The organism is Pseudomonas sp. R2-37-08W, assembly GCF_003851705.1.
Lineage (GTDB): Bacteria > Pseudomonadota > Gammaproteobacteria > Pseudomonadales > Pseudomonadaceae > Aquipseudomonas.
In genome coordinates, this window is sequence record NZ_CP027728.1 from 4,984,261 (window position 1) to 4,997,121 (window position 12,861).

General features: G+C 59.6%; 11 protein-coding genes. 3 read left to right on the top strand and 8 right to left on the bottom strand.

The genetic code is table 11. The annotated features are described in order from the left end of the window. Positions 1 to 6: 6 nt before the first annotated feature. The 4 genes from C4J93_RS22975 to katB all read right to left on the bottom strand — a co-directional run bounded on the left by C4J93_RS22975 (position 7) and on the right by katB (position 6,009). Positions 7 to 2,073 (bottom strand): carbon starvation CstA family protein, encoded by a 2,067-nt coding sequence (locus tag C4J93_RS22975; protein WP_124364489.1) that lies wholly within the window; start codon positions 2,071 to 2,073, stop codon positions 7 to 9. A gap of 304 nt (positions 2,074 to 2,377) precedes the next feature. Further along, entirely contained in the window at positions 2,378 to 3,745 is a 1,368-nt protein-coding gene (gene radA, locus C4J93_RS22980; protein ID WP_124368425.1) for a DNA repair protein RadA, read from the bottom strand. Between the two features lie 35 nt (positions 3,746 to 3,780). Beyond that, a complete protein-coding gene (locus tag C4J93_RS22985; RefSeq protein ID WP_124430548.1) occupies positions 3,781 to 4,329 on the bottom strand; it encodes an ankyrin repeat domain-containing protein in 549 nt (182 codons plus the stop codon). Between the two features lie 138 nt (positions 4,330 to 4,467). Continuing rightward, complete coding sequence (gene katB / locus C4J93_RS22990; protein ID WP_124430549.1) at positions 4,468 to 6,009, bottom strand: catalase KatB; 1,542 nt, start codon at positions 6,007 to 6,009, stop codon at positions 4,468 to 4,470. A 287-nt stretch (positions 6,010 to 6,296) separates the two neighbouring features. Here katB and mscL point away from each other — a divergent pair, with 287 nt between their 5' ends. After that, positions 6,297 to 6,713, top strand: a complete 417-nt coding sequence (gene mscL / locus C4J93_RS22995) for a large-conductance mechanosensitive channel protein MscL (protein ID WP_124368428.1) — start codon at positions 6,297 to 6,299, stop codon at positions 6,711 to 6,713. Between the two features lie 43 nt (positions 6,714 to 6,756). Here the strand turns inward: mscL and C4J93_RS23000 are convergent, their stop codons facing one another. Continuing rightward, the gene (locus C4J93_RS23000) at positions 6,757 to 7,533 is read right to left on the bottom strand and encodes a ferredoxin--NADP reductase (RefSeq protein ID WP_124430550.1); all 777 of its coding nucleotides are present in this window, start codon (positions 7,531 to 7,533) and stop codon (positions 6,757 to 6,759) included. A gap of 430 nt (positions 7,534 to 7,963) precedes the next feature. On the opposite strand from C4J93_RS23000, the gene C4J93_RS23005 reads away from it, so the two are divergent. Continuing rightward, positions 7,964 to 8,674, top strand: coding sequence for a LuxR family transcriptional regulator (locus tag C4J93_RS23005; RefSeq protein ID WP_124430551.1), 711 nt, complete (start codon positions 7,964 to 7,966; stop codon positions 8,672 to 8,674). A gap of 142 nt (positions 8,675 to 8,816) precedes the next feature. Then, positions 8,817 to 9,941, top strand: coding sequence for a class I SAM-dependent methyltransferase (locus tag C4J93_RS23010; protein ID WP_124430552.1), 1,125 nt, complete (start codon positions 8,817 to 8,819; stop codon positions 9,939 to 9,941). Between the two features lie 67 nt (positions 9,942 to 10,008). Here the strand turns inward: C4J93_RS23010 and C4J93_RS23015 are convergent, their stop codons facing one another. From C4J93_RS23015 to C4J93_RS23025, 3 genes are read right to left on the bottom strand one after another with little or no spacing between them, the layout of a single operon-like run. Further along, positions 10,009 to 10,176, bottom strand: coding sequence for a DUF2474 domain-containing protein (locus C4J93_RS23015; protein ID WP_065886906.1), 168 nt, complete (start codon positions 10,174 to 10,176; stop codon positions 10,009 to 10,011). A 12-nt stretch (positions 10,177 to 10,188) separates the two neighbouring features. Next, positions 10,189 to 11,196, bottom strand: a complete 1,008-nt coding sequence (cydB, locus tag C4J93_RS23020) for a cytochrome d ubiquinol oxidase subunit II (RefSeq protein ID WP_124364495.1) — start codon at positions 11,194 to 11,196, stop codon at positions 10,189 to 10,191. A gap of 1 nt (position 11,197) precedes the next feature. Then, entirely contained in the window at positions 11,198 to 12,640 is a 1,443-nt protein-coding gene (locus C4J93_RS23025) for a cytochrome ubiquinol oxidase subunit I (protein ID WP_124430553.1), read from the bottom strand. Positions 12,641 to 12,861 lie beyond the last annotated feature (221 nt).

Below are 12,861 nucleotides of genomic sequence, written 5' to 3' on the forward strand. Positions count from 1 at the left end.
CCTCGTTTATGCGTCCGGTACAGCCTGGAACGGGGCTTCTTTATCCGTACGCTCTTTGTTACCCCAGGCGGCAATGCCGACCTTGAGCGCATAGAACAGGATGCTGAACACCACGAACAGGAACAGCGCCGTCAGCGTTGCGTTGGTATAGGCGTTATAGATCACATGCTGCATCTGATCGATGCTCTTGGCCGGGGCCAGGATCTGGCCGTTGGCCAGGGCATCACTGTATTTCTTCGCCAGCGACAGGAAGCCGATCGCCGGGTTGGCGTCGAACAGCTTGATGAAGCCTGCGGTGGTGGTGCAGATCAGCAGCCAGACCGCCGGCAGCAAGGTCACCCAAATGTAGCGCTGACGCTTCATTTTGATCAGCACAACCGTGGCCAGCATCAACGCGATACCCGCCAGCATCTGGTTGGAGATACCGAACAGCGGCCACAAGGTGTTGATGCCACCCAGCGGGTCGATCACGCCTTGGTACAGCAGGTAACCCCACATCGCCACACAACCGGCGGTGGCGATCAGGTTGGCGGTCCAGGATTCGGTGCGTTTGAGCGACGGCACGAAGGAGCCAAGCAGATCCTGCAGCATGAAGCGACCGGCACGGGTACCGGCATCGACCGCCGTCAGGATGAACAGTGCTTCGAACAGGATCGCAAAGTGGTACCAGAACGCCATGGTGTTTTCACCCGGCAGCACACTGTGCAGGATCTGCGCGATACCGACCGCCAGCGTCGGTGCACCACCGGCACGCGCCAGGATGGTGGTTTCACCGATGTCGTGGGCCACGGCCGACAGCGCCTCGGGGGTGATTGCAAAGCCCCAACTGCTGACGGTCTGCGCCACGGTAACAACGTCGCTACCGACGATCGCCGCCGGGCTGTTCATGGCGAAGTACACGCCAGGCTCGATCACCGACGCGGCAACCATCGCCATGATGGCCACGAATGACTCCATCAGCATGCCGCCGTAACCGATGTAACGGGCGTGGCCTTCATTGGCCAGCAGCTTGGGCGTGGTGCCCGAGGAGATCAGCGCATGGAAGCCGGAGACCGCGCCACAGGCGATGGTGATGAACAGGAACGGGAACAGGCCGCCCTTCCACACCGGGCCCGTGCCGTCGATGAACTGGGTGAGCGCCGGCATTTTCAGGTCAGGCATGGTGACCAGGATGCCAATCGCCAGGGCGATGATGGTGCCGATCTTCAGGAAGGTCGACAGGTAGTCACGCGGTGCCAGGATCAGCCACACCGGCAGCACTGCCGCGACGAAACCATAGCCGATCAGCATCCAGGTGATCTGGATCCCGGTGAAGGTGAAGGCCTTGGCCCAGACCGGGTCAGCGGCAATCTGCCCGCCCAGCCAGATCGAACCGAGCAGCAACAGCACGCCGATGATCGAAATTTCACCGATACGCCCCGGGCGGATATAGCGCATGTAGATGCCCATGAACATCGCGATCGGGATGGTCGCCATCACCGTGAAGATGCCCCAGGGGCTCTCGGCCAGGGCCTTGACCACGATCAGCGCCAGCACCGCGAGGATGATGATCATGATCAGGAAGCAGCCAAACAGCGCAATGGTCCCCGGCACGCGGCCCATTTCTTCACGGACCATGTCGCCCAGGGAACGGCCGTTACGCCGGGTGGACAGGAACAGGATCATGAAATCCTGCACCGCACCGGCCAGCACCACGCCGGCGATCAGCCAGAGGGTGCCGGGCAGGTAACCCATTTGCGCCGCCAATACCGGACCGACCAGAGGGCCTGCGCCGGCAATCGCCGCAAAGTGGTGACCGAAAAGGATGTGTTTGTTGGTCGGCACATAGTCCAGACCATCATTGTTGATCACTGCGGGGGTGGCCCGCCGTGGGTCCAGTTGCATCACGTTATTGGCGATGAACAGACTGTAGTAACGGTACGCAACCAGGTAGATGGCCACTGCAGCGACCACAATCCACAAGGCGTTGATCGCCTCGCCGCGGCGCAAGGCCACTACGCCAAGGGCGCACGCTCCTACGATTGCCAGCACCAGCCAGGGTAGATGGCGTAGCAGGCTATTATTATTTTTCATTTTTATATTCCAGCCAGGGTGGACAGAAAGGACAGCCAGCCCGAGTTTAGCGCTGTTGGCCTTAAAGGCCACCCCCCTACGTTGGTCTAGAGCCTTGCCGGCGCAAAAAAAGCAGAAATAACTGCCGAATGATGGCGTAGGGCTACAATTTGGCTATTCGGCATTGCTGGAAAGCTAGAAGCCAACACAGATCAAAATGTGGGAGGGGGCTTGCTCCCGATGGCGGTGTATCAGTGACCTATAAGTGCCTGACACACCGCTATCGGGGCAAGCCCCCTCCCACATTGGTTTTGTGGTGTGGGCGCTACTCAAACAAGGCATCCAAGGCTTGCTCCAGGCGCGTGACCCCAATCACCTGCAACCCCGGCGGCATTTCCTTTGGCGCATTGCCCTTGGGCACGATCGCGCGTTTGAAGCCGTGCTTGGCCGCTTCCTTCAAGCGCTCCTGGCCGCTGGGCACCGGGCGCACTTCGCCCGACAGGCCCACTTCACCGAACACCAGCAGGTCGTGGGGCAATGGCCGGTTGCGCAGGCTGGACATCACTGCCGCCATCAGCGCCAGGTCAGACGCGGTCTCCAACACCTTGACCCCGCCGACCACGTTAAGGAACACGTCCTGGTCGTGGGTCGGAATACCCCCATGGCGGTGCAACACTGCCAGCAGCATCGCCAGGCGGTTTTGATCCAGCCCAAGGGTGACCCGGCGCGGGTTGGCCAGATGGCTGTCATCCACCAGCGCCTGGACCTCCACCAGCATCGGCCGGGTGCCTTCCCACGTTGCCATCACCACGCTGCCGGGGACTTCTTCCTGGGCGCGGGTAAGAAAAATCGCCGATGGATTGGAGACTTCTTTCAGCCCCCGGTCAGTCATGGCGAACACACCCAACTCGTTCACCGCGCCAAAGCGGTTTTTCACCGCCCGCAGCAATCTAAGGCGGCCATCGGATTCCCCTTCGAAATACAGCACGGTATCCACCATGTGTTCCAGCACGCGCGGCCCGGCCAGCGCGCCTTCCTTGGTCACGTGGCCCACCAGGAAGATCGCCGTACCGCTCTGCTTGGCGTAGCGCACCAACAGCGCCGCACTTTCACGCACCTGGGAGACGCCGCCAGGGGCGGATTGCAGTTGCTCGGTGAAAATCGTCTGGATCGAGTCGATCACCATGACCTTTGGCTTCTCGATCCGCGCCGTGGCGATGATGGTTTCGATGCAGGTTTCGGTCATGACCCGCAGTTGGTCCTGGGGCAAGCCCAGGCGACGGGCGCGCATCGCCACTTGTTGCTGGGACTCTTCGCCGGTGACGTACAGCGCCGGCATGCGGCTGGCGATGCTGCACAGCGTTTGCAGCAGGATTGTGGATTTACCGATGCCCGGGTCGCCGCCGATCAACACGACAGAGCCGTCCACCAGGCCACCGCCCAATACCCGGTCCAGCTCACCGGAGGCTGTGGAGAAGCGCGGCACCTCTTCGACGCTGACTTCGGCCAAGGTCTTGATCTGCGCTTGTTGCCCGGTCCAGCCGGTGCGCCCGGCAGGGGCCGCAGCGCCGCCGCTTTCAATCATGGTTTCAGTCAGGGTGTTCCACGCACCGCACTCGCCGCACTGGCCCGCCCATTTGGGAAAGGTCGCGCCGCACTCCGTGCAGCCGTACATGCGCTTGGCCTTGGCCATTCGAGAACCTCCAACCGAAAAACCGCGATGATAGCTCAGCGCGGCGCAGGGGTCCGGATTTCGCCGTTGGCCAAGCGTGAAGCCGTGTTACCGATGGGGTCTTCGGCGTTGAGATCGGCGCCTTTGGCGTTCAATTCGCCCAGCAATTCGACCCGCTTGAACAGCCCGGCGTACATGGCGGCGGTCTGCCCCGCGCCATTGCGTTGGTCAGGGTTACAGTCGGTTGCCAGCAAGCGCTGGGCGATGCTCAGCTCGCCTTTGAAGATGGCTCCCATGAGCGCAGTGTTGCCGCGTTTATCCTGCACGCAGGCATCGGCGCCGGCATTGAGCAAACGCTCCACGAACGGGCCCTGGCCGTGATAGGCGGCGAGGATCAGTGCGGTGTAGCCCTTGTCGTCTTGTGTGTTAAGGCTGTAGCCGGAATCGATAAAGGTGTTGAGCATGTCGACATCGCCACGGCGGGCGGCGTCGAAATAATAATCCTGAAGCTGCGCCTTGAGCGCACCAGGGTCATTGGATGGGGGTTGTTCGGCCAGCACACTGAACGAACAGCAGGCCAGCAGTGCCCATATGAACGTACGCATGATCAAAATCCTTGAGAAATATCCCCTTGTAGGAGCGAGCTTGCTGGCGAAAAACGTCAACGATAACGCGTGCATCCTGGATAAATGCGTTGCCTTTGAGTTCTTCGCGAGCAAGCTCGCTCCTACAGGAGGGCGCGGTTAGTCGCTCAGTTTTTCAGCCAGTGCTTTCACACGAGCCAGGTCGCCCTTGGCCACCTTGGCCACGCCGGTACCGTATTCCGGATCGGCCTTGTAGAGGAACGAGAGAATGATGTGCTTGCTCTCATCATCCGTGGTCGCCAGGGAGCCGCCGAAGTTGTCGATCAGGTCCTGACGCTCTTTCTTGCTGTAGGAGCGATACAAGTCACCGGCCTGCTTGAAGTTCTGCTCACGCTGGATCTTCGCCTGCTGGGTGCTGCCCGACAGCGGCGACTGGCTGTAGCGCGCAGTCTGCGGCTCATCCCGTGGCAGCAGGCGGCTTGGCTGGTAGTTCACGCCGGTGGTGGTCTTGCCGACATTCATCGCGCCGTCCTGGTTACCGTTGTTGACGGTCACCCGTGGTGCGTTGATCGGCAATTGCAGGGCATTGGCGCCCAGGCGGTACATTTGCGTGTCGGCGTAGGAGAACACTCGACCTTGCAACAGGCGGTCTTCCGACGGCTCGATACCCGGCACCAGGTTGGCCGGGGCCATCGCCACTTGTTCGGTCTCCTGGAACACATTGGCCGGGTTGCGGTTGAGCACCATTTGCCCGACTTTGCGCTCCGGCACATTCGGCCAGATCTTGGTGGCGTCCAACGGGTCGAAATCGAACTTGGCCAAGTCTTCAGGTTTCAACACCTGCACGTACAAGTCCCACTTGGGGAAGTCGCCCTTGTTGATGTGGGTGACCAAGTCGTTGGTCATGTGGCTGTAGTCACGCCCTTGCACTTCGGTGACTTGCTTCGGATCAAGATTCTTGAGGCCTTGCAGGCTCTTCCAGTGGAACTTGACGTAGTGCACTTCGCCCTTGGCGTTGATCAACTTGTAGGCATGTACGCCATTGCCGTCCATTTCTCGATAGCTGGCCGGTGTGCCGGAGTCCGAGTACAGCTCGGTCAGTGTACGAGTGGATTCTGGAACATGGGAGAAGAAGTCGAAACGACGCGAGTCGTCGTCCAGGTTAGTGCGCGGGTCCGGTTTGAATGCGTGGACCATGTCCGGGAACTTGATGGCATCGCGAATGAAGAAGGTCGGGAAGTTATTGCCGACCAGGTCCCAGTTGCCTTCTGCCGTGTAGAACTTGGTCGCGAAGCCCCGTGGGTCGCGCAGGGTTTCCGGAGAATGGTTACCGTGGACCACGGCCGAGAAGCGCACGAATACCGGCGTGGCTTCACCGGCGGCGAACACCTTGGCCTTGGTCAGGTCGCTGAGGTTGTCGGTGACGGTGAACGTGCCATGGGCGCCCGTACCACGAGCGTGAACCACGCGCTCGGGGATGCGTTCGCGGTCGAAGCGCTGCAGCTTCTGAATCAGTTGGACATCCTGCAGCAACACGGGGCCATTGGCGCCGGCGGTCTGCGAATTCTGGTTATCCCCAACGTTGGCGCCGTTATCGCGGGTCAGGTTGGCGGCCTGCACGGAGAGGGTCAGCAGGCTGGCGGTCACCAACGCCAGCGCATGGCGCGCGGACACGGGCCTGCGGTTGATTGAAATGTTCATCAAGGTTTCCTCTGGTTTTTTTAGTGCACATTCAGTTGTGCTTGCCAGAGGCTAGTGACCTGCGGGTCAGAAGATAAATAGAAAAACACCACAGGGCCGATTGAGAAAAAAATATGGTAACCCGCTGAAATACGGCGTATTTCGCGCGCGATTGGTGGCACTTTGCAAACTAATTGCGATTTAATGTGTCGATAAAAACCAACAGTGTTAACGGTTGTGTCGCGCGAGCCCGCTACGACTGACTTACACTGACCTCCACCCTTCTCATCTGTAACAAGGAATAACTTATGGGCGTGATCAGTGAGTTCAAGGCCTTTGCGGTCAAAGGTAATGTGGTCGACATGGCCGTCGGTATCATCATCGGCGCCGCGTTCGGCAAAATTGTTTCCTCATTTGTAGGGGACGTGGTGATGCCGCCGCTCGGCCTGTTGATCGGTGGCGTGGACTTCGGCGACCTGGCAATCACGCTTAAAGCCGCGCAAGGCGATGTACCCGCTGTGGTGCTGGCGTACGGCAAGTTCATCCAGAGCGTGGTCGACTTTTTGATCGTCGCCTTCGCCATCTTCATGGGTGTAAAGGCCATCAACCGCCTCAAGCGCGAAGAGGCCGTAGCCCCGAGCTTGCCGCCGACGCCGACCAAGGAAGAAGTGCTGCTGGGCGAGATCCGCGATCTGCTCAAGGCACAGCATGACAAACCGCTCTGAGCTGCGGTTCAACGTAAAAGGCGCCTCGTGAGGCGCCTTTTTTTTACCAGTAGTTTTCCACCGCCACCTGGCCCGGGCGTCGGCTCAGACTCAGTTGCATGTCGCGCTGCTTGAGCAACTGGCGAGTGTCATCGACCATCTGCGGGTTGCCGCAAATCAGCACGCGGGAGTGTTCCGGGGTCAGCGCGACGCCGGCCGCGCGCTCCAGTTCGCCGTTCTCGATCAACGTGGTGATGCGCCCATTCAACGCGCCCGGATGCCGTTCACGGGTGACGATAGGGATGTAGATGAGCTTGTGGGCATAGTCGGCCAGGTATTCACGCGCGCCCAGTTCAGTGATCAGCGATTGGTACGCCAGCTCCTTGGCCTCTCGGGCGCTGTACACCAGGACGATACGCTCGAATTTCTCCCATACCTCGAAATCCTGCAGGATCGACAGGAACGGCGCCACACCGGTACCGGTGCCCAACAGCCACAGGTCACGCCCATCTACAAAGCGGTTCAAGGTCAGGAAGCCGGTGGCCTGGCGCTCCACCAGCAAGGTATCGCCCACCTTAAGGCGGCTTAACTCACTGGTGAACTCGCCCCCCGGAACGACAATGGAAAAGAAATCGAGGTGTTCGTCAAACGGCGAAGACACGATGGAGTAAGCGCGCCATACGGTACTGCCATCCGCCCTGGTGACGCCCAGGCGCACGAACTGCCCGGCGGTAAACCGAAAACCGGCGTCGCGCGTGGTACGCAGGGTGAAGAGGCTGGGGGTCAGCGATTGCACGTCGAGCAAGGTCTGGCGGGTAAATTTCTCAGCACTGGCCGTCATGGGAGGCTCCGTTTTGCACAGGGCCTTAGTGTCCCTCAAAGCAGGCCGCGCAAACACCGTTGATTTGTACTGGCATTACCGCCATCCCAGCAGCGACGATGTTTCAGCGCTATGACAAAAGTGGCAAATCAGCGCCGCGCTGCATCGAACTAAATATTTTGCTATTAACGCACTTGCAGTACACCACAAGTTGAAGCCGAGTCCGCAAGGGATGTCATTTTGATAGCATTTACAAGCTCTTGAAAAAACAAGTCCTCCCCCACTAACGCCTTACAAAAGCTGACTCCGTGTTCAGCGTTGAAGGCCTAAAACACGCCAACAAATAAAAATATTTTAAGGCTCATTTGTAGGACCTCTCCTACACTTGGTTTCGAGCAGCACTGGGATCTGGACGTACCCAAGGCACATGGAAACCTGTGGAGAGTTACCGATGGTCAGATGGCGCAATACACGGCTGCCCAAGCTGGAAGGCGAGAGCGAAATCACCAGCGTGTTTGAAATGGTCGTTAATCACACCTACGAACTGGGGTTTCAATATTGCTCATTTACGATGAGTACCCAGGCCCAAAGCAATCAAACAGAGCCCATTCATCTTAGTAATCATCCAAGTGAATGGAGGAGTCTTTACCAACAAGCGCACTTCTTCGATATCGATCCCGTTGTATCCCATTGTAAAAATAGTGTGCTGCCCCTTGTCTGGAACGAAAAGACCTTCAGTCAGGCGCCTCAGTTGTGGAAATTGGCTCAGTCGTCTGGCGTTCACTTAGGCTGGACCCAAGCGGTCCATGACTTTCAGGGCGTGTTCAGCATGCTGACCCTGGCGCGTGGCAAAGACGAGGTCAGCCCTGAAGAGCTTTACGAAAAAGCCGGCCAGGTATTGTGGCTCTGCCATGCGATGCATGCGGTCGTGGCAAAGAAATACGCCGACGAAACCCATGTCAACGCGCCCAGCAAGTTAACCGCACGCGAAACGGAAGTGCTCAAGTGGTCCGCCATGGGCAAGACCGCTTCCGAGATCGCCGCGATTCTCTGCCTGTCCGAGCGCACGGTAGGCTTTCACATCAGCAGTACCTTCAAGAAATTGGGGGTTCACAATAAGATCCAGGCCGTGCTCAGTGCCTCTAAAGCAGGACTGTTTTAGCCCTGACCAGAAACACCGCATGTCATCGCGGTCAAAAAAAAGTAACATTTACGGCCAATTCTGAGTGTTGATGCTGCCCTTTCAGAGGTTGCTTCGCTGTTCACTCAGACGGTTCCGTCGATTACCCAGAGCCTCTCCCGCCATGCCCCTGCTTGACAGCCCCTTCGCTCAACTCGATTTGATTCGTCAGCCCGAGCAATCCAATGACCCGCTGCAAGCCTTCGATGCCGCCGATGAGTACCTGCTCAGCCACCTCGCCAGCCAGCAACCCAACGCGGCGACCCGTGTGCTGGTGCTCAATGACAGCTTCGGCGCGCTTGCGGCCAGCCTTGAAGGCCGGGTGCAGGTGACCTCCAGCGGGGACTCGTTCCTCGCCGCCCAGGGCCTGGAGAAGAACCTGGTGCGCAACGGCAAAGCGTTTGATGCAGTGACCTTCGTGCCGGCCAGCCAGGCGCCGGTCGGGCCATTCGATCGGGTGTTGCTGCGTGTGCCAAAAACCCTGGCGCTGCTGGAAGAACAGTTGATTCGGCTGCACGGGCAGTTGGCGCCGGGCGCCGAAGTGATCGCCGGGGCTATGCTCAAACACCTGCCACGTGCCGCCGGTGAATTGCTGGAACGTTATATCGGGCCGATGCACGCCACGCTTGCGGTCAAAAAGGCACGGCTGCTGATCGCCACGGTTGCCGATCGCCCTGCGGCAGTATCGCCCTACCCTACCCGCTACACGCTGGATACGCCGGCCATCGAACTGCTCAACCACGCCAACGTGTTCTGCCGCGAAGGCCTGGACATCGGCACGCGCGCTTTTCTGCCGCACCTGCCGAACAACCTGGGCAGCGCCCGCGTGGCGGACCTGGGCTGCGGCAACGGCGTATTGGCGATTGCCAGCGCGCTGCACAACCCCGACGCGCAATACACCCTGGTGGATGAGTCGTTCATGGCGGTGCAGTCTGCCACCGAAAATTGGCAGGCCGCCCTGGGTGAACGCAACGTGATCGTGCGTGCCGACGACGGCCTGGCCGGCCAGCAAGCGCAGTCGTTGGACGTGGTGCTCTGCAACCCGCCGTTCCACCAGCAGCAGGTGGTGGGCGATTTCCTCGCCTGGCGCATGTTCCAGCAGGCGCGGGAAGCCCTGGTGGTGGGCGGCGCGTTGTATATCGTAGGTAACCGTCACCTGGGTTATCACAGCAAATTGGCGCGCCTGTTCCGCGGCGTCGAACAGGTGGCGGCCACGCCCAAGTTCGTCATTCTCAAGGCGCGCAAATAAAAAAAGCCCTGCCTTCTATAGAAGAACAGGGCCGAAAGAGCCGGGCCGCACGGCCCGGATCGGGATGTCAGTGCGTGGTAAGGCCCGCTGCATTCATGAACATGCGCATCAGGCTGGCGACGATGAACAGGGCCAGCACACTGCCGGTCCAGATCATCGCCAACCACCCAAGACGCCGCCACAGCGGCTGTTTCTCGGCCTGTTCGATGTCGTGCAACGAAGGTTTGCCCGCCATGTCGCGACCCTCCTAGTGATAACCGTCTTCGTGGGTGACCTTGCCCCGGAACACGTAGTAGCTCCAGAAGGTGTAGCCCAGGATGAACGGGATGATGAACAGGGTGCCTACCAGCATGAAGCCCTGGCTTTGCGGCGGTGCGGCGGCGTCCCAGATCGACACCGACGGTGGAATGATGTTCGGCCATAGGCTGATCCCCAGGCCGCTATAACCCAGGAAAATCAATACCAGCGTCAGCAGGAACGGCGTGTAGTGCGCATTGCGTGCTACGGCGCGGATCAGCCCGTACATGGTCACCAGTACCAGCACCGGTACCGGCAGGAACCAGAACAGGTTCGGCAGGGTGAACCAGCGCGAGGCGATTTCCGGGTGGGTCAGCGGTGTCCAGATACTGACGATACCGATCACGGCCAGCACCACGAAGGCCAGCGGCCGCGCCAGGTTGTGCATCTGTTCCTGCAACTTGCCTTCGGTTTTCATGATCAGCCAGGTGCAGCCGAGCAGCGCATACGCCACGATCAATGCCACGCCACAGAACATCGTGAACGGCGTGAGCCAGTCCAGCGAGCCTCCGGCGAACTGGCGGTTGACCACCGGAATCCCATCGATAAACGCCCCCAGCGCCACGCCCTGGAAGAACGTGGCCGTCAGCGAACCGCCGATAAACGCCTTGTCCCACAGGTGACGCTTGTGGTCCTTGGCCTTGAAGCGGAACTCGAAGGCCACACCACGAAAGATCAGCCCGATCAGCATCAGGATCAGCGGCAGGTACAACGCCGACAACACCACCGAATAGGCCAGCGGGAACGCACCAAACAGTCCCGCGCCGCCCAATACCAGCCAGGTTTCATTGCCGTCCCACACCGGTGCCACGGTGTTCATCATGACGTCGCGGTCGGTCTTGCCCGGTACGAACGGAAACAGGATGCCGATCCCCAGGTCGAAACCGTCCATGACCACGTACATCATGATCCCGAAAATGATGATCACAGCCCAGATCAGCGGCAGATCAATGCCCATCTCAATTCCCCTTGTGCTGGATGTCGTCGTGGTCGTTGTCGGTGCCATCATCGGCAGCGGACAGCGGACGGGCCGGTGTACGTTTCTGGCCAGGACCACCATGGGTCGGCTCGGTGACTTCTTCTTGAATCACAGGCCCTTTGCGCACCAGACGCATCATGTAACCCAGGCCCGCACCGAACAGCGCGAAGTACACCACCACGAACAGCACCAGGGTGATGGTCATCTGCGCCAGGCTATGCCCGGAGGACGCATCCGCCGTGCGCATCAGCCCGTAGACCACCCACGGCTGGCGACCGATTTCGGTGGTGAACCAACCGGCGAGAATCGCGATCAGGCCGGACGGGCCCATCCACAAGGCCAGGTACAGGAACGGCTTGGACGTATACATCTTGTCGCCCCGGCGCAGCCACAGGCTGAACAACCCGGTGAAAATCATCAGGAAGCCCAGGCCGACCATGACCCGGAACGACCAGAACACCACGGTCGAATTAGGACGGTCTTCAGGCGGGAAGTCCTTGAGCGCCGGCACCTGTTTATCCAGCGAGTGGGTCAGGATCAGGCTGCCCAGGTAAGGAATTTCCACCGCGTACTTGGTTTTTTCGGCCTTCATGTCCGGCCAGCCGAACAGGATCAGCGGCGTGGGTTCATCGCCGATGTTTTCCCAGTGGCCTTCAATTGCGGCGATTTTTGCCGGTTGGTGCTTCAAGGTGTTGAGGCCGTGGAAGTCGCCGATCACCGCCTGGATAGGCGCAACGATCAGTGCCATCCACATCGCCATCGAGAGCATCTTGCGGATCGCCGGATTGTCCTTGCCGCGCAGCAGGTGCCAGGCCGCCGACGAGCCGACGAAGAACGCCGTGGCCACGAAGGCCGCAGTAGCCATGTGCGCCAGGCGGTAGGGGAACGATGGGTTGAAGACCACGGCGAACCAATCGGTGGGGATCACTCGGCCATCAACGATTTCAAAGCCTTGGGGCGTCTGCATCCAGCTGTTGGATGAGAGGATCCAGAAGGTCGAGATCAGCGTACCGATAGCCACCATCACGGTGGAGAAGAAGTGCAGGTTGCGCCCCACCTTGTTCCAGCCGAACAGCATCACGCCGAGGAAACCCGCCTCGAGGAAGAAGGCCGTGAGCACTTCGTACGTCAGCAGCGGCCCGGTGACGGCGCCGGCGAAGTCGGAGAAGCGGCTCCAGTTGGTGCCGAACTGATACGCCATGACCAGGCCCGAGACCACGCCCATGCCGAAGTTGACGGCAAAGATCTTCGACCAGAAATGGTAGAGGTCGCGGTAAGTGTCGTTACGGGTCTTGAGCCACAAACCCTCCAGCACCGCAAGGTAACTGGCCAGGCCGATGGTGATCGCCGGGAACAGGATGTGAAACGAGATGGTGAACGCAAATTGAATTCGGGCGAGATCTAGCGCCTCCAAACCGAACATAAGTCTTCCTCTGTCAGGTAATACCGGTTGCGGGCTCGGAGCCTGCACCCACTGCCCCCACGGATATGGAGTGTGACGAATTTCAATTCGTTTCTTTTTTTACCCGTCACGTAGGGAATCTGGCCTTTCGGCCGCCAGAACAATCCCGGTGCGGGTGTTGATCTGGATCAAGCATCGTTGAAAGAGTAGTCCCATTTGCGCTGCCCGGTTGTGTGGTCTTT

What these genes read in the sequence shown, in the direction of transcription:
- C4J93_RS22975 (WP_124364489.1), bottom strand. Translation starts at nt 2,073, where the DNA reads ATGAAAAATAATAATAGCCTGCTACGCCATCTACCCTGGCTGGTGCTG.
- radA (WP_124368425.1), bottom strand. Translation starts at nt 3,745, where the DNA reads ATGGCCAAGGCCAAGCGCATGTACGGCTGCACGGAGTGCGGCGCGACC.
- C4J93_RS22985 (WP_124430548.1), bottom strand. Translation starts at nt 4,329, where the DNA reads ATGCGTACGTTCATATGGGCACTGCTGGCCTGCTGTTCGTTCAGTGTG.
- katB (WP_124430549.1), bottom strand. Translation starts at nt 6,009, where the DNA reads ATGAACATTTCAATCAACCGCAGGCCCGTGTCCGCGCGCCATGCGCTG.
- mscL (WP_124368428.1), top strand. Translation starts at nt 6,297, where the DNA reads ATGGGCGTGATCAGTGAGTTCAAGGCCTTTGCGGTCAAAGGTAATGTG.
- C4J93_RS23000 (WP_124430550.1), bottom strand. Translation starts at nt 7,533, where the DNA reads ATGACGGCCAGTGCTGAGAAATTTACCCGCCAGACCTTGCTCGACGTG.
- C4J93_RS23005 (WP_124430551.1), top strand. Translation starts at nt 7,964, where the DNA reads ATGGTCAGATGGCGCAATACACGGCTGCCCAAGCTGGAAGGCGAGAGC.
- C4J93_RS23010 (WP_124430552.1), top strand. Translation starts at nt 8,817, where the DNA reads ATGCCCCTGCTTGACAGCCCCTTCGCTCAACTCGATTTGATTCGTCAG.
- C4J93_RS23015 (WP_065886906.1), bottom strand. Translation starts at nt 10,176, where the DNA reads ATGGCGGGCAAACCTTCGTTGCACGACATCGAACAGGCCGAGAAACAG.
- cydB (WP_124364495.1), bottom strand. Translation starts at nt 11,196, where the DNA reads ATGGGCATTGATCTGCCGCTGATCTGGGCTGTGATCATCATTTTCGGG.
- C4J93_RS23025 (WP_124430553.1), bottom strand. Translation starts at nt 12,640, where the DNA reads ATGTTCGGTTTGGAGGCGCTAGATCTCGCCCGAATTCAATTTGCGTTC.